Here is a 15,749-nt window from a genome sequence, read left to right as displayed (position 1 = left end):
TTAATTTTTAACATAGGAATATTGCCTGCCCTCAGCCCCTGAACAATCACTATTTTTCGCTGTACAAATTTCCCAACCACCCCCCAATGCTTTGTAAATACTCACAATGGCGAGTTGCTGATTGGTATAGGCTATCGCCAGGGCACGGCGGCTAATAAAATCAGATTTTTGTGCCTCAAGTACATCTGAGTAAATCCCCTCACCGAGGGAAAACCGTAATTGAGCAAGACGTGCGGCATCAGAATGTGCGACTGATTCAAGTTGGTGTAACTCAAGGGTCTTATTTGCCGCATCATAAGCTTTGAAGGCATCATCCGTTTCTTGTAATGCACGCAGTACGGTCTGATCGTAAACGATTAATGCCGCTTTAGTTCGTGCTTCGCTGGCTGCAATTTGAGCACGCACTCGCGCTGTATCGAGAAAAGACCAGCGTATAATCGGGCCAATAAAGCCCGATAAAATACTGGTATCATTCATTGCATTAAGGCTTCCAGCAACAAGCCCAATAGAACCTTGTATCTGAACGTCAGGATACAGACTTGCTGTGTCAATCCCCACCCGAGCCGTTGCGGCCGCCAGAGAACGCTCAGCAGCAGCAATATCCGCTCGTCGCGAGAGAAGCGAGGCTGGATCACCCACGTCCAGGGTTCGCAGAACCAGGGTTTTGTGTGTTTGTGTTGTTGAAGGTACAGCCGCCGGTAATTTAAAATCCTGAGGGACTTCACCAAGCAAGATCGCCAATGCATTAACAGAAGCGGTTCGGCGGCGTTCCAGTTCAGGCACAGCCGCTTCGATATTGCGCAGCAAAGCTTCTGCTCGTAATTGGTCAAATTGACTGGCAGAACCTGCCTTTACGGAGCGTTCGGTCTGCCTGAAACTTTCGCGCTGACTTTGGCTAATATCAGTAACAACGGCAAGTTCGGCTTCAACACCTCGAAGTTCGAACCATGTAGCAGCGACAGAAGCAGCGACACCTGCTTGTACATGTCGTAATAATGCTTCACGTGAGCCAGCTTGTGCCTGGGCCATTTCCACTGAACGACGTACACGGCCAAAGAGATCTATTTCCCAGGATGAATCAACCGCAATTCGATAAGTATCGAACTGCGATGTCTGGCCGGATGAAGTTTCCGTCCGGCTTTGCCGACGATGCTCATAACCACTCTCTATACCACCCAGTGGTAAGAAATTTTGTCTTTTTTCACGCAGAATCGCGTTTGCTTCTTCAAGCCGGGCGACGGCGATACCGATGTCATGGTTTGCAGCAAGTGAGCGTTGGATCAAGATAACGAGTGCAGGATCATCAAATGTTTTCCACCACTCAATTTCAACAGCGCCGGAACCCATACCCGCAACCGATCCACCAAAATTTGCAGGGGATGGTAATAAAGGTGGCGAGTAATCAGGACCTACAGCTGTACATCCGGACAGTAAAATAAGAGCACTCAAAGAGAACAATACTTTTTGAGAAAGTGTATTCATGATATACGCCCCTCTTTGTGCAATTTAACTTTGGCCCGGTATTTTTCGTAGTGCACAGACAACCTGCGCATAACAACATAAAATACAGGGGTTAAGAATAAACCGAATAGCGTCACACCGAGCATCCCCGCAAAGACTGCAATTCCCATGGATTGACGCATTTCAGCCCCAGCGCCACTGGCCAAAACTAATGGAATAACACCGGCAATAAATGCAAGTGATGTCATCAGAATAGGTCGTAAACGTAATCGACACGCTTTGATAACCGCATCCAGAGTACTGACGCCTTCGCTTTCAAGACTTCGGGCGAATTCGACAATCAAAATTGCATTCTTGGCGGCTAAGCCAACCAGGACAATAAGACCTATTTGGACAAAGATATTATTGTCACCCCCCATCAACCAAACACCAGTAATGGCGCTTAACAAACACATTGGCACGATAAGGAGAACGGCTAAAGGAAGCAGCCAGCTGTTATATTGTGCAGCAAGGATAAGATACGCAAGCAATAGACACATCGGGAAAATAAACAGTGCAGAATTGCCAGCCCCTTTTTGTTGGTAAGTCAATTCAGTCCATTCGAAACTCATTCCTTCTGGTAATATTTCTTTTGCCAGTCGCTCCATGGTTTCAACTGCCTGACCTGAACTAACGTCCAACATGGCACCGCCTGATATATCAGCAGAAGGATAGCCGTTATAATGAATGACACGATCGGGGCCAGAGCCTGGTGTAACGGTTACAAATGATGACAGGGGTAACATTTCTCCTGCCAGATTACGGACTTGCAAACGTCCTATCGCTTCTACCTGCATGCGATGAGCGGCATCGGCTTGCGCCATGACTTTGTAAGTGCGGCCAAAACGATTGAAATCATTAACATAGATAGAGCCAAGATAAACTTGCAGTGTTTCGAATACCTCAGCTAAATTAACGCCCTGACTCTTAGCTTGAATTCGATCAATCGTGACATCAAATTGAGGAGCATTAATATCTAAGCTGGTCATAAGCCCTGTCACCATCCCGGATTCAGTGGCTTTAGTCATCAAAATTTGGGTATTTTTCACTAATGCATCAAGCCCGGCACCGCTGCGATCCTCAATTTGCATTTTAAAACCGCCAGTTGCACCTAAACCCGGTACCGGTGGTGGTGGAAATACACCCAGGAAGCCATCAGGAATGGTTGAAAATTTAGCTTGTAATCGCCCTGTAATAGCCATGGCCGAAAGCTCATCAGTCGTACGAGCTTCAAATGGATCAAGAATAATGAACATAACGGCAGCATTAGGAACATTAACAAATCCATTGATTGAAAGCCCAGGAAATGCAACGACACTTTCAACGCCCGGTTCTTCGAGCGCTATTTCAGACATTTTTTTAACAACATCATCGGTACGATCTAACGATGATCCATTAGGCAGCTGTGCGATTCCTACAAGATAATACTTATCCTGCATTGGCACAAAACCTGGTGGAACAGCCTTGAAGCCAAAATAAGTTAGCGCAAGTAATCCACCATAAACTAAAAGTGCCAGACCGCTGACGCTAACCACTTTTCGTACCGTGTTACTATAAGCACTGGGTGCTCGCTTAAACGGCTTGCCGATCATCTGTAAAAATAGATTAACGCGTCCAGGCAAAGTATGTGGGTCACTCACAACATGCGCTTTACGTGGACGTAATAACATGCCTGCAAGTGCAGGGCTGAGTGTGAGTGAATTAATGGCTGACAAGATAGTCGATATTGCAATGGTTAGCGCAAATTGCTGATAAAATTCACCCTGCAGACCACTCAGGAATGCAGTTGGGATGAAAATTGCCGAAAGTACAGAGGTAATGGCAATAATCGGCGACGTAACTTCATCCATTGCCAGCCTTGCGGCTTGTACAGGCGTTTCTCCATTTTCGATATGGCGCTCAACGTTTTCAACCACCACGATCGCATCATCGACGACGATCCCTATCGAAAGGACAAGGCCAAATAATGACAAGGTATTAAGTGAAAACCCCATTATGTACATGATGGCAAAGGTACCAATTAATGAGACAGGTACTGCCAGCAATGGAATAAGTGATGCTCTCCAGCTCCGTAAAAAGAGTACAACGACAATAACAACAAGAAAAATTGCCTCAAGTAAAGTTGTTGCCACTGATTGAAGAGAGGCGCGAACAAATACAGTCGGATCATAAGCAATACGTGAGCTTAATCCAGCAGGAAAATCACCTTCAAGCCGTTGCATCGTTGTTCTCACTGCTTGTGCAACATCAAGCGCATTAGCGCCAGGGCTCTGAATAATTTGAAGCGCAACAGCCGGTTCGCCATCAAGCAGACTACGTAGTGCATACGCATCAGCACCCATTTCGATGCGAGCCACATCCCGTAAACGGGTAACCTGTCCATTATCGCCAGTACGAATAATAATATTACCGAACTGCTCTTCGTCAGTTAATCGTCCAAGTGTGTTTACTGTTACCTGGAAAGCTGCATTTGAATTTGGCATTTGACCAACAGAACCTGCCGCAACCTGTACGTTTTGTTCACGAACTGCGGCAATGACATCACCCGCCGTCAGCATTCTGGCAGCAATAAGATCAGGATCAAGCCAAAGCCGCATACTGTATTCGCCAGCGCCCCAAACGAGGACATCGCTGATACCGGGTATACGTGATAATTCGTCGCGAACCTGGAGATAAGCATAATTGGAAATATAAAGTGGATCGTAACGTTTATCCGCAGACAATAAGTGAACCACCATCAGAATATCTGGTGAGGTTTTTTGAGTGATAACGCCTTGACGTTGTACTTCTTCAGGCAAACGAGGCAGTGCTCGCGAAACTCTGTTTTGCACTTGAATTTGTGCCATATCGGCATTCGTTCCTTGTGCAAATGTGACGGTAAGCGTCATACGACCATCGGTTGCCGACTGTGAGGACATATATAACATGCCCTCAACACCTGTAATGGCTTGTTCAAGTGGTGCAGCAACGGTTTCAGCAATCACCTTTGGATTAGCGCCAGGGTAAGATGCTGTCACTTGAACTGTCGGGGGCGTTACCGCTGGATATTCACTGAGGGGTAACTGGAAAAAAGCGACAATCCCCCCGAGAACCATCAGAATAGAAAGAACAATAGCGAAGATTGGCCGTTCAATGAAGAAACGAGGAAATTTCATGGCTTATCTCCTGCAGTTTGCTTCTCTGTAACTTCGACAGGTTTGCCATCAATTCCGACTGATTGTGGCTTAACTTGCATACCTGGACGAATAAACCCTTTGACGACGATACGTTCACCTGGCTGCAAGCCATGCTCTATGACACGTAAACCGTCCACGGTAGTGCCTAATTCTACCGGTCGATACTCTGTCTTATTTTCTTTATCAACCACTAATACATAGCGACCACCTTGATCGGCACCAATCGATAGATCGGATATCAAAACTTTAGGCTGTGATGGCCCCGTCTCTAATTTAATTTTGGCAAATAAGCCTGGCGTTAATTTTCCATCAGGGTTATCGATAACTGCACGGACACGCACGGTTCCCGTTTGACGTTCAGCACCATTGGAAAGAAAATCAACACGCCCCTGTCGCGAATAGCTTTTGTCAGTAAGTAATGCGATTTCTACTTTTGCGGCTGGAGAACTCTTGAGCTTAGCATTGGCTCGATTTGCAGCGAAAAACTGCAAATAAGTACGTTCGTCAATATCAAAATAAACATACAAAGGGTCAATTGAGACGATTGTCGTCAGTGGTGTAACACCGCTGGCAACATAATTCCCTTCAGTCACCAAAGTTTGACCCACGCGCCCACTAATTGGCGCGGTGACATGGGTAAAACTTAACTCAAGCCGTGCTGATTCAAGCATTGCTTTGGCTGCATCCACCTGTGCTTTTCTGGCATTCAGTGTGGCAATGGCAGTATCGAGATTAGCGCGTGAAACAATTTTTTGAGCAAACAATTTTTCAGTACGAGAATATTCAGCTTTAGCTAACATCAATGCGGCTTCTGTTTCTCGCAAACCTGCTTTTGCATTATTAAACGCCGCTTGTAACACCCGTGGATCAATAAGAAATAGTTCGCTGCCCTTTTCGACGAAATGTCCTTCAGGCATACTTACTTTCTGTATATAGCCGGCAACTCTTGGACGTAATTCGACATGATTAACCGCTGTGAGTGACCCCGTGAGTTCTGCAAAGGGGGTTATTGGCCTGACAATCACTTCGGCCACTGGAGCAGAAACAGGTGCTGTTGGAGCCGCCGGTGTGGAGTCGACTTCTTTGCAGCCAGCAATAGCTAGCGCAAGGCTTATTGCCGCTGTGAGCAGTGTTATTTTTCTGACTTTCATCATGTTACCTTCCGCAACTGGAGACGAATGGGTTTTGCTGAGCCTTGGCAGCTCCTGCTGTATTTATCCGACTTACCACGCCTGGAAGGTCAAGTATTTTTTGCGAAAAAATATAAATTTTCAGAAAATACACTAATCATCAGGTAAAGACACTATAAATAGTTAAAGTGAGGATAACTTAAAACCCAATGAAAATTATCAGGCCGTTTAGAAAATATTAAAAAATATAGAAAATTATTCGATCTAATATAATATTAACCGCACTTATTAAAAGTATAAGAGCGTTAATCACCACTGGTTTCGATGACGTCTTTCAGCGCCCGACTTTCCAGACTCCGATCGGCCAACATCTGCTTCAGACGATGAATCTCACCCTCAAGATCTTTGTTTTTTTGATATCGACGGATTTCGGTACGACGATGATCGGGTGCCCGATGAAACGGATCTTACGCATAGCGATCTTCTCAGGTGGCATAATCAGTATGCAGGAAGGTCTCTGAACGTGAATGGGCCGTTTTGATGGGATACTTACACCACATGATGTTATTCATTATGATATCCACTTCCGAAAAGAGTCCACTGGGCTGAACGGGTCTACTTACAGGCTTATTGAATGACACTGAATCTGTTCTGTTACCTGCTGCTGGCCCTGGCGGCCACCGGCAGCGCATTCCTGCCTCACCCTGTGGTGATGTGGTTCCTGCTGGCCAGCACACTGACGTTTCTGATCTACGGCGGAGATAAACAGGCTGCCCGCAAAAGCTGGCGGCGGGTACCGGAGTCCACCTTGCTGGTCTTTGGCTTGATGGGAGGATGGCCTGGCGCGATTGCCGGTCAGCAACGCTTTCGCCATAAAACGCAGAAACAACCGTTTAAAACGTACTTCATCATTAGTGTGGTGCTGAATGTGGTGGTGATGATCGCGATATATCCTTTCTATAAATACTAAACGAGCAGCTTCGCCTGACCCGATCCCCGTATGTGATCCGTTCATAATCAGGGATAAGCAGCTTGTGATCCTGACCCCGAATCTGATCCAGTCATTGCATCAGTAAACCGGCCATCCTGGGGAAATAAACGCGCGGCATCACGCCGGTACTGCTCAGCCAATACCCACTGCTGTTGTTGGCGCAGAATCACCCACAGGTTGGCGTAAACGTTTTTATCAATGCGGGTATTCAGTTTGGCTATGCAACGCATCGCCCAGCTCACTACGCCGCCACGGTGCCGCCGGCAACCAGCAGTGAGGCAATGGCGACAGCCTGCGGATGACGGCGGAAAAACCACAGGACAAACAGCCCCAGCACCAGGACACCGGCAGGCACAGGGTTGGTGTCTTTTCCACAATGCGGGCGGGCCAGGCGGTGGGGCCGGATCTCGGTGTTAGTCGTAGGTGACATTCACGATCGCGGTGCCTGAGTACACACCAGGTCCGAGACGGTCGATGCCCCGCGTTTTGACGCGTAGTGGTACAGGACGACTTTCGTTTCCGGATAAGTTGAAGACACCAGGACGACCGTATCCCCGACCCCAGTCAAGGATGGCTACAGTGGCGTTGTCACCACCGAGAGGAATTTCTTCCGCGCTGTTCGTTTCTATCCGTAAATCCACAGACTGAGAACAGCTCACCTGCACGCCCGGGACCGTTTGTTCATAGATATCTTGTCCTGCGGTTGTGTCGAATGTAACAATGATCTGTTCAGGACTGACCTTGCAACTGGGCACTTGTACCAGACCCTTGGCGCAGTTAGATATGTTCGTGTTAACAAGCATAGCTTGTCCACCATTGTCCGCGGCTAATACGACGCAGGGGTCATCACCATATAGTGTGGGCAGGTTGTCCCTGCCCACACGGTCTTTGTTTGTTACGGACGACCACCACGACCCGACAGTAGCATATTCGTGGTCAAGCCCCCCACCGGTGTGTTGCCAACTCTGTCCGTCTTTGGTCATGTATCCCGCCAGGCCGGAGGGAAGCCAGGATTCGGAGATCGTGAAGAACCGAAGCTTGCACCCAGATCTCGCGTAACACGGATTGCGGGTCTTGTCCTGGTTCGATGCGCCAACGATCGATGCAGAAAAATTACCGCCAGGTGCTTCAGGGACAGTGCTCACTGAAATCGTAACATTGGCATGTGCATTTCCGAGGAAGAGGACAACAAATACATACAGGACAGAGACTGTTGTATGGATATTCATGGGTATATTTCTCTGAAGTTTTATTATCTGGCAGCTACCACTAAATATCATCCCATTGATGACCCAGCATTCGCTCTGCAAATAATGTCCACCGTGCCTCGTATGTCCGCACTCGTAACGCAGTCTCTGCCAATGACAGCCCCTGCCTTCTCGTGAAGGCGCACGCATTGTGCACGATGTTTTCCAGCGCTATGGGCGCTATGAGGGTTCCTGTGGGGGTAAACCATACCCCCAGCCAGTCAAAATCCTGTGCAATTCTGCACGGTTGGGTTTTGTCCGGGTGGGTTTCAAACCCGCTCAGGTCAAAAAATTCAAGTCGTCGTTTAACGCTGCGGCGCAGTTGCCAGCGGTGCGGGTAAACAGCAAAAATTCATTCCTATCTCGCGCATATCACATGCCCTCCTTTGCATTAAAAAAACTATCGATATGATGCAACAAGCCTCCACCAATCAGCGGGCTCAACGCGTAATCCCGGCAGATACCGTTTGCAGGGTATAAAACTCCCCACCGTCTTCTACGCTATAATGCACGAATTGTCGAATCACATCGAATAGTATCGGAGCGGCCAAAGGTCATTTCAGCTGATTGATTGCCTGCTGCTTACGGATATGCCGGTAATAACCGAGAATATCCTTTCAGTAGACCAAAGCGTATTCTCCGGCGGCCAGAGCTGCCCGTGCTGCCGCCGATACGCCTGCATCGGTGCCAGATAAAGTTCAAACGGTTGGCCGTGAGCACGGGTGTTCATATACAGGTACTTGCCGATCACCGTGTCAAAATCCAGTACCACCGTTTCATCGTCCGGCGGGGACACCATAATGGGTGACCCGATCCCCGTATGTGATCCGTTCATAATCAGGGATAAGCGGCTTGTGATCCTGACCCCGAATCTGATCCAGTCATTGCATCAGTAAACCGGCCATCCTGGGGAAATAAACGCGCGGCGTCACGCCGGTACTGCTCAGCCAACATCCACTGCTGTTGTTGGCGCAGAATCACCCACAGGTTGGCGTAAACGTTTTTATCAATGCGGTGATTCAGATAACGCTGCGCCCATTGGGCATAAGTTTCCAGCCGTTGCCCGTCACCCGTTCGGTTAAAGGCAAGCAAGCCTGCCAACTGGCGATCAAACTGCAGGCGATCGTCATGCATCCAACTTGCCCAGCCCGGCAAGGCGTCCACCTGCCGCATATCCTGCAACCCGCCGCGCTCCGCCTGGGTCAATACCTGCCCGCTGTAAAATCCGGTCACCATCACGAACAGCGCCACCAGCGACAGGGCCAGCATCGGCAGTCGCCATCGTTTTAACCCACAGCCGGTGGCAAGGCGCGGACTGACCAGCCGATCGAGCATTGCCAGCAACAACAGAAACACCAGCCAGTGCAGTGCCGACAGGTAAAACGGGTATTCAGTTTGGCTGTGCAGCGCAATCGGCAGCAGTGCCACGCATAGAGCCAGTGCCTCACCCGCCGATGATTTACCGCAGGCAACAGCACGCCTGTCGCGCCAGTGGGCGTGGGTCAGCAGTTTGATGCCCGCCCCCACCAGGAGCAGCATACCCAGCAGCGCGACCACGCCCCCTTCCACCCACCACAGCAGCAATTCATTATGCGGATGACGGGCGATTTCAGTCACCACCGTGGGTGGCGTCTGGTTTATACGAAAATGCTGAAAACTGTACTCAAAACCGCCGTAACCCCAGCCAAAAAGCGGCTTTTCGGCGATCATCGCCAGCGTATCGCGCAGCATGGCGTAGCGCGCATGGTTGGAACTGGTATGGCTGGCGTAGCGCAACGCACCGCCGAGCTCACTCCCCCACCACAGTACCAGCGCCGCCGCCACGGTGCCGCCGGCAACCAGCAGCGAGGCAATGGCCACAGCCTGCGGATGACGGCGGCAAAAAAACAGGATAAATAACCCCAGCACCAGAGCACCCGCCAGCCAGCCGGTGCGGGATTGCCCCCACACCAACACCATCGGCAGCAGCACCAGCACCGCGGCCAGGGCGCGGCGACGCCAGCGTTCTGCACGCGGATCCAGCCGCTGGAACCCAGGCAGCACATACGCCGCCAACGCCAGCGCCAGCCCGGTGGCGATAAAGCTCGCCAGCACGTTAGGTTGCTGGAAAATGCCGAAGGCGCGCGAGCTGCCGGATGGGATCCAGGATTGTGCCATTGCTGGCGCAAACAGCTGTAACAGCGCGATTGACGCCTGAACCACCGCCGCCGATAAAATCAAATACAGCACCGCATGGCGCTGACGCGCGGTCATACGCACCTGCAGCCAGGTGAAATAGAACGCCGCTCCGGCAAATAAACCAGCCAGCCGCCAAACGGCGGCGCTTTGCCATTCGGGCCGGGTAAATATAGCCGGCAGCACCAGCACTGCACATGCGACAAATATGGCGCGACAGGTCGGCGTTATCACCGTTCGGCACAGCGGTGTTGCCCGCCAGCAAGCCCCCATTAATAGAGCCGCACCGCCGTAGACCAGCAAATTAAACGGCAGCGACAATCCAGTCCCACCGGGGTTGGGGATATATATCGCCAGCGGAATAAACAGCAAAAATACAAATAAGAAAAAATTACGACCGAATATCATAAGAAAAACCTGACAGTATTATCAAAAAATATCCCGCAAGGGCAACCGGGTATTTCTGTTACATTGCTAGAAGAACTGGCTCGGGTGGGATCCATCCCACACGACCCGCGCAGCCTGGACACAAGGTCGCGTACGAGTGGAACTTACACCGGTGCGAGCGTTTAGGTACGGCGTGTTGTTATTCGGGTGACACAACCAGTATTTTCGACGAGCTGTATCGACCGGGCACACCCCCCCGGTTAGTCAGTCGCGATTCAACGCGGAGGGTGGTGGGCGATATCATCTCGGCAGTGAGCTGAGACGAAACCCCTGCACTAAGGTCGACGGTTGTTCCGCCCACGACCTGGAGCTTGGGTCGCCCCCCACAGCTCACAGTCGCAGTCTTAGACACGGTGTGAACGGAGTTTGGGCCGACCTCACCATGGTTGAGTTCGGCGAGTGGCCCCACAGAACACGGGACCACCGGGTCGGTTGCTTTCACGCAGAACGTGGACCCTGAGTTCGCCACAGTCATAGCGTCGAGTACACCCCATGGGGTTCTGACGTTCAGTCCGTCCTCGATCCCAAACACGGAGCACTCCCCGCCAGGTTGAGCCCCGGAGTGGGTGCTCCAGTACCAGGCAGCAGGAGTTTGACAGGTGTCAACGAGTTCCCATGTGTCCGCGTCGGACGGGCCACCGCGGAACGCGCAAGTCTCGGGGTAGGTTGGCCCGTGGCTGGCGTGCCACCATTTACACACTAAGAACCCGGTGGTTATGCTCCCACCGTGGCAATGTATCCCGAACCACCCAGTTCTGGTGTTCCGCGGCGGGGGGGGGAGAAAAGCTGGCCCCCTTTCAAGCATGCTGGCAGTCCCTTTTAGGCCGTGTTCGAAACAGGGAATACCACCCCATTCAGTACACCCCCAAACTTCCATTGAGGTGACCGTCGGCCACAGGATGGCGGATGCGGGAGGGATGTGGAGCACGCCTACGATCAGGATGGAGAGGAGATAAGATGTAGCCCGGCAGACATGAGACATATGGATATTCCACAGAAAAAGTATTAGAAAATCAGGCAGAAGCACTCACGCTGTAGTGAGTACCGGATATGATTAATAAATCCGCATGTCATAGACAATCGAAATTATTCCCCAGCATCCTTCGTGCCCATATTGCCCACTGTGCCTCGTACGTTCGCACCCGCAACTCAGTCTCTGTCGATGACAGCCCCTGTCGGCGAGCCTGCCCGTAAAGCCGCGCGCGTCGTACACGATGGTTTTCCAGCGCTCTGGGCGCTATGGCGGTCCCCGTGGGGGTAAACCATATCCCCAGCCAGTCAAAACCCTGTGCAATCCTGCCCAGTTGAGTCTTGCCCGGGTGAGTTTCACACCTGACCAGCTCAAAAAATTCATGCAGCCGCTTAACGCTGCGCCGCAGTTGCCAGCGGGTGCGGGATGGCGACAATCCAATCCCGCCGGGGTTGGAGATATATATCGCCAGCGGAATAAACAGCAAAAATACAAATAAGAAAAAAATACGACCGAATATCATAAGAAAAACTTGGCAGTATTATCAAAAAATATCCCGCAAGGGCAGCCAGGTATTTCTGGTACATCGCAGAAGAACTGGCGCGGGAGGGATCCATCCCACACGACCCGCGCAGCCTGGACACAAGGTCGTGTACGAGTGGAACTTACACCGGTGCGAGCGTTTAGGTACGCCGTGTTGTTAATCGGGTGACACAACCACTATTTTCGACATGCTGTATCGACCGGGCATCCCCCCCCGGTTAGACAGTCGCGATTCAACGCGGAGGGTGGTGGGCGATATCATCTCGGCAGTGAGCTGAGACGAAACCCCTTCACTAAGGACGACGGTAGGTCCGCCTATGACCGTGAGCGAGGGTCGCCCCCCACAGTTCACAGTCGCAGTCTTAGACACGGTGTGAACGGTGCTTGGGCCGACCTCACCATGGTTGAGTTCGGCGATTGACCCCACAGAACACGGGATCGTGGGGTCGCTTGCTTTCACGCAGAACGTGGACCCTGAGTTCGCCACAGTCATTGGGTCGAGTAAAGACCATGGTGTACTGAGGCTCAGTCCCGCCATGACCCCAAACACGGAGCACTCCCCGCCAGGTTGAGCCCCGTTGTGGGGGCCCCATTGCCAGGTAGCAGGAATCTGACAGGTGTCAGCGAGTTCCCATGTGTACTCGTCGGACGGGCCCCCGCGGTACTCGCAAGTCTCGGGGGTGGATGGCCCGTGAGTGCGGGGAGTCCATTCACACGATTTAAACCCGTCTTTTTTGGACCCTTGGCCGCAGTGTATCCCGTACCATGAAGGTTTATTATTCCGCCCCGGGGGTTTACGGACAGCTGGCCCCCTTTCTACCATGCTGGAAGTCCCACGAAGGAAGTGGTGGGTACAGGGATCGCCGAAACCCCACGCTTCCTCGCACTCGTACACTTCGCTTGAGGTGACCGTCGGCCACAGGATGGCGGATGCGGGAGGGATGTGGAGCACGCCTACGATCAGGATGGAGAGGAGATAAGATGTAGTCCGGCAGACATGAGACATATGGATATTCCACAGAAAAAGTATTAGAAAATCAGGCAGAAGCACTCACGCCGTAGTGAGTACCGGATATGATTAATAAATCCGCATGTCATAGACAATCGAAATTATTCCCCAGCATCCTTCGTGCCCATATTGCCCACCGTGCCTCGTACGTTCGCACCCGCAACTCAGTCTCTGTCGATGACAGCCCCTGTCGGCGAGCCTGCCCGTAAAGCCGCGCGCGTCGTACACGATGGTTTTCCAGCGCTCTGGGCGCTATGGCGGTCCCCGTGGGGGTAAACCATATCCCCAGCCAGTCAAAACCCTGTGCATTCCTGCCCAGCTGGGTCTTGCCCGGGTGAGTTTCACACCTGACCAGCTCAAAAAATTCATGCAGCCGCTTAACGCTGCGCCGCAGTTGCCAGCGGGTGCGGGTAAACAGCAAAAAGTCATCCCTGTCTCGCGCATACCACAGGCCCTCCTGGGCGTTAAAAAAGTTATCTACGTGGTGCAACAAGCTGCCGCCAGGCAGCGGGCTCAGCGCGCAACCCCGGCAGATGCGGCTTGTCATGCCGCCGTGTGGTTATTCATATTCCAGACTAAAGGTCGCCACCGCGCTGAACGGCCCGCGTTCAATGGTTTTACGCTTCAACGCGTCCGGTTCACCCTGCACATAGGCCTGTGCCGTCACGGTGTTGGCCCCGCTCACCAATGCCTGCGCCTTGCCTTGCTGGTTAATGGGCAACGGTTCGCCCTGCGAAGTTTCCATACCGATAGCAATGCCGCTGGCCTGGCTGGCACCGTTTAGCGCCAGTAAACCCGGCAGCGCGGTGCTTTCATTACCGCTGAACGTCACCCTGACCGTTTTGCCCAGGCTGAGATCACACTGCACCAAATGCAGCTTGAACACCTGGCCGGCGGTGCGGGTGTTCAGATACAGGTACTTGTCGATTACCGTGTTAAAATCCAGCACCACCGTTTCATCGCCCGGCGGGATCACGCAGGGTTCAGCCACCAGCGCGCCGTGCAGGCGCATATTGTCCGCCGCCAGGCTCAAATGGCTGCACAGCAGCAGTGCGGCCGTTGCGCACCAGCCTGTTTTATTCACCATGGTTCTTCTCCGGCTCATTGGTACACTGCCAGCAGGGTAGCCGTGGCCTCAAACGCGCCTTCCTTCAGCGCTGAGCCCGGTCGTTTGACCGGCACCGCCTCAAGCGTTGGCACAGCGTTCAACTTGATGGGGATCGGTTGATTCAACGTAAACCGCTTGCCGTTTTGCATCAGGCGAACGGCCAGATCGTCCACGTTGCTCTCAATCGCTGCCTCGTCGTAATCCGCCGGAGTGCCGACCACTGCCAGCGTCATGCTCCATGCCCCGGCACCGGGTCCACAGGTGATCCGGTAGTTCACCGGTTGCAGGTAGTTAACGCCATCCACTTTGGTGACCCCGACCCGGTTGCCGAAATCGACATCCACCTCGCCACCGTCATTAATGGTGCACGGCGGCGGTTCGATCAGGGTGCCGAAAAAACGCGTGTTGTCCGCCGCCGCTGCCGGGCCGCCGAGGGCCATTAACAAAAAAATGCTGCCATATCGCGCCATTGCCTCCGCCCCTTTCACTGGTATTCCACATTCATGGTCGCCCCGGCAGAAAACGCCCCACCGCTCAGCGTCGCCCCGGCCTGCTTGACCGGCACCGCCTCAAACGTCGGCAGATTGGGGTAGGTAAAATTCACCCAGCGGTTTATCGGCTGCCGATTGCCGTTGCGCAGCAGCGCCACCCCCAAATCATCCTTGTTGGTTTTCAGCACGTCAGAATTAAAGCCGGCTCCGGTACCCTGAATTTGCAGTTTCATTGCATTGTCCGGCGCGTTTGTGCACACCACCGAGTACACCACCGGCTGTTTCTTGTAGCTGCCGTCGATGCGGGTGGTCATGACGTCGTTACCAAAATTCACTTCGATCAGGTCATTGTTGTTAATCACGCACGGCGGCGGTTCGATCAGGGTGCCGGAAAAACGCATGTTGTCCGCCACCGCTGCCGGGCCGCCGAGGGCCATTAACAGAAAAATGCTGCCGTATCGCGCCATTGCCTCAGCCCCTTTCACCGGTATTCCACCATCATCGTCGCCCCTGCGGAGAAGGCCCCGCCACTCAGCGTCGCCCCGGCCTGTTTGACCGGCACTGCCTCCAGCGTTGGCATATAGGGGTAGGAAAAATTCACCCAGGTGTTGATCGGCTGCCGATTACCGTTGCGCAACAGCGCCACCCCCAGATCGTTGTTGTTGGTTCGCAGTACATCGCTGTCAAAGCTGGCGCCGGTTCCCTGAATTTTTATTTTCATTGCATTGGTCGGCGCGTCTTTACACTCCACCGAGTACACCACCCGCTGTTTCTTGTAGCTGCCGTCGATGCGGGTGGTCATCACGTCGTTACCGAACTTCACTTCGATCAGATTATTGTCGTTAATCACGCACGGCGGCGGCGCCACGATGGTCACCGTCACTTTGACCATCATACTGGCGGCCTGAGCCAGCGAACCGAACAACATGAATGCGGCTAAACTGCTGCCGGATAAACACTGT

At 52.3% G+C, this 15,749-nt stretch carries 13 protein-coding genes; 1 reads left to right on the top strand and 12 read right to left on the bottom strand.

The features are described from left to right. The 3 genes from ACZ3HG_RS08305 to ACZ3HG_RS08295 are packed head-to-tail and all read right to left on the bottom strand — an operon-like array spanning nt 1 to nt 5,830. Nucleotides 1-1,482 carry an efflux transporter outer membrane subunit gene (locus tag ACZ3HG_RS08305; RefSeq protein ID WP_465332667.1) on the bottom strand — a complete coding sequence of 494 codons (1,482 nt, stop codon included), beginning with the start codon at nt 1,480-1,482 and terminating at the stop codon, nt 1-3. Then, complete coding sequence (locus tag ACZ3HG_RS08300; RefSeq protein WP_465332666.1) at nt 1,479-4,655, bottom strand: efflux RND transporter permease subunit; 3,177 nt, start codon at nt 4,653-4,655, stop codon at nt 1,479-1,481. Before ACZ3HG_RS08300 ends, ACZ3HG_RS08305 begins: the two co-directional genes overlap by 4 nt. Continuing rightward, nucleotides 4,652-5,830: an efflux RND transporter periplasmic adaptor subunit gene (locus tag ACZ3HG_RS08295; protein WP_465332665.1), complete on the bottom strand. Its 1,179-nt coding sequence runs from the start codon at nt 5,828-5,830 to the stop codon at nt 4,652-4,654. The genes ACZ3HG_RS08300 and ACZ3HG_RS08295 overlap by 4 nt, the downstream gene beginning before the upstream one ends. A gap of 610 nt (nt 5,831-6,440) precedes the next feature. Here ACZ3HG_RS08295 and ACZ3HG_RS08290 point away from each other — a divergent pair. Then, on the top strand, nt 6,441-6,776 hold the full coding sequence (locus tag ACZ3HG_RS08290; RefSeq protein ID WP_465332664.1) for a DUF1294 domain-containing protein: 336 nt from the start codon (nt 6,441-6,443) through the stop codon (nt 6,774-6,776). A gap of 47 nt (nt 6,777-6,823) precedes the next feature. On the opposite strand, the gene ACZ3HG_RS08285 is transcribed toward ACZ3HG_RS08290, so the two are convergent. From ACZ3HG_RS08285 to ACZ3HG_RS08245, 9 genes are all read right to left on the bottom strand, one after another. After that, nucleotides 6,824-7,039: a hypothetical protein gene (locus ACZ3HG_RS08285; protein ID WP_465332663.1), complete on the bottom strand. Its 216-nt coding sequence runs from the start codon at nt 7,037-7,039 to the stop codon at nt 6,824-6,826. Continuing rightward, nucleotides 7,039-7,227 (bottom strand): hypothetical protein, encoded by a 189-nt coding sequence (locus ACZ3HG_RS08280; protein WP_465332662.1) that lies wholly within the window; start codon nt 7,225-7,227, stop codon nt 7,039-7,041. The genes ACZ3HG_RS08285 and ACZ3HG_RS08280 overlap by 1 nt, the downstream gene beginning before the upstream one ends. Then, nucleotides 7,211-8,026 (bottom strand): abortive infection protein, encoded by an 816-nt coding sequence (locus ACZ3HG_RS08275; RefSeq protein WP_465332661.1) that lies wholly within the window; start codon nt 8,024-8,026, stop codon nt 7,211-7,213. Before ACZ3HG_RS08275 ends, ACZ3HG_RS08280 begins: the two co-directional genes overlap by 17 nt. Before the next feature lie 577 nt (nt 8,027-8,603). After that, a complete protein-coding gene (locus ACZ3HG_RS08270; protein WP_465332660.1) occupies nt 8,604-8,843 on the bottom strand; it encodes a hypothetical protein in 240 nt (79 codons plus the stop codon). Between the two features lie 38 nt (nt 8,844-8,881). After that, nucleotides 8,882-10,627, bottom strand: a complete 1,746-nt coding sequence (locus ACZ3HG_RS08265) for a PglL family O-oligosaccharyltransferase (protein WP_465332659.1) — start codon at nt 10,625-10,627, stop codon at nt 8,882-8,884. Between the two features lie 3,120 nt (nt 10,628-13,747). Further along, a complete protein-coding gene (locus ACZ3HG_RS08260) occupies nt 13,748-14,275 on the bottom strand; it encodes a fimbrial protein (RefSeq protein WP_465332658.1) in 528 nt (175 codons plus the stop codon). 14 nt (nt 14,276-14,289) lie between these two features. After that, on the bottom strand, nt 14,290-14,766 hold the full coding sequence (locus ACZ3HG_RS08255) for a fimbrial protein (RefSeq protein WP_465332657.1): 477 nt from the start codon (nt 14,764-14,766) through the stop codon (nt 14,290-14,292). Nucleotides 14,767-14,780: 14 nt separating this feature from the next. Beyond that, entirely contained in the window at nt 14,781-15,224 is a 444-nt protein-coding gene (locus ACZ3HG_RS08250) for a fimbrial protein (protein ID WP_465332794.1), read from the bottom strand. Between the two features lie 44 nt (nt 15,225-15,268). Further along, a complete protein-coding gene (locus ACZ3HG_RS08245) occupies nt 15,269-15,715 on the bottom strand; it encodes a fimbrial protein (RefSeq protein ID WP_465332656.1) in 447 nt (148 codons plus the stop codon). Nucleotides 15,716-15,749 lie beyond the last annotated feature (34 nt).

It is taken from the genome of Erwinia sp. PME.40.26/001, assembly GCF_055556675.1.
This window is presented reverse-complemented; position numbering and strand designations above follow the sequence as displayed.

Coding starts and splice junctions, on each gene's coding strand:
- ACZ3HG_RS08280 (WP_465332662.1), bottom strand. CDS start 7,227: ATGTCACCTACGACTAACACCGAGATCCGGCCCCACCGCCTGGCCCGC.
- ACZ3HG_RS08270 (WP_465332660.1), bottom strand. CDS start 8,843: ATGGTGTCCCCGCCGGACGATGAAACGGTGGTACTGGATTTTGACACG.
- ACZ3HG_RS08265 (WP_465332659.1), bottom strand. CDS start 10,627: ATGATATTCGGTCGTAATTTTTTCTTATTTGTATTTTTGCTGTTTATT.
- ACZ3HG_RS08295 (WP_465332665.1), bottom strand. CDS start 5,830: ATGATGAAAGTCAGAAAAATAACACTGCTCACAGCGGCAATAAGCCTT.
- ACZ3HG_RS08290 (WP_465332664.1), top strand. CDS start 6,441: ATGACACTGAATCTGTTCTGTTACCTGCTGCTGGCCCTGGCGGCCACC.
- ACZ3HG_RS08260 (WP_465332658.1), bottom strand. CDS start 14,275: ATGGTGAATAAAACAGGCTGGTGCGCAACGGCCGCACTGCTGCTGTGC.
- ACZ3HG_RS08245 (WP_465332656.1), bottom strand. CDS start 15,715: ATGTTGTTCGGTTCGCTGGCTCAGGCCGCCAGTATGATGGTCAAAGTG.
- ACZ3HG_RS08305 (WP_465332667.1), bottom strand. CDS start 1,482: ATGAATACACTTTCTCAAAAAGTATTGTTCTCTTTGAGTGCTCTTATT.
- ACZ3HG_RS08250 (WP_465332794.1), bottom strand. CDS start 15,224: ATGGCCCTCGGCGGCCCGGCAGCGGTGGCGGACAACATGCGTTTTTCC.
- ACZ3HG_RS08275 (WP_465332661.1), bottom strand. CDS start 8,026: ATGAATATCCATACAACAGTCTCTGTCCTGTATGTATTTGTTGTCCTC.
- ACZ3HG_RS08300 (WP_465332666.1), bottom strand. CDS start 4,655: ATGAAATTTCCTCGTTTCTTCATTGAACGGCCAATCTTCGCTATTGTT.
- ACZ3HG_RS08255 (WP_465332657.1), bottom strand. CDS start 14,766: ATGGCGCGATATGGCAGCATTTTTTTGTTAATGGCCCTCGGCGGCCCG.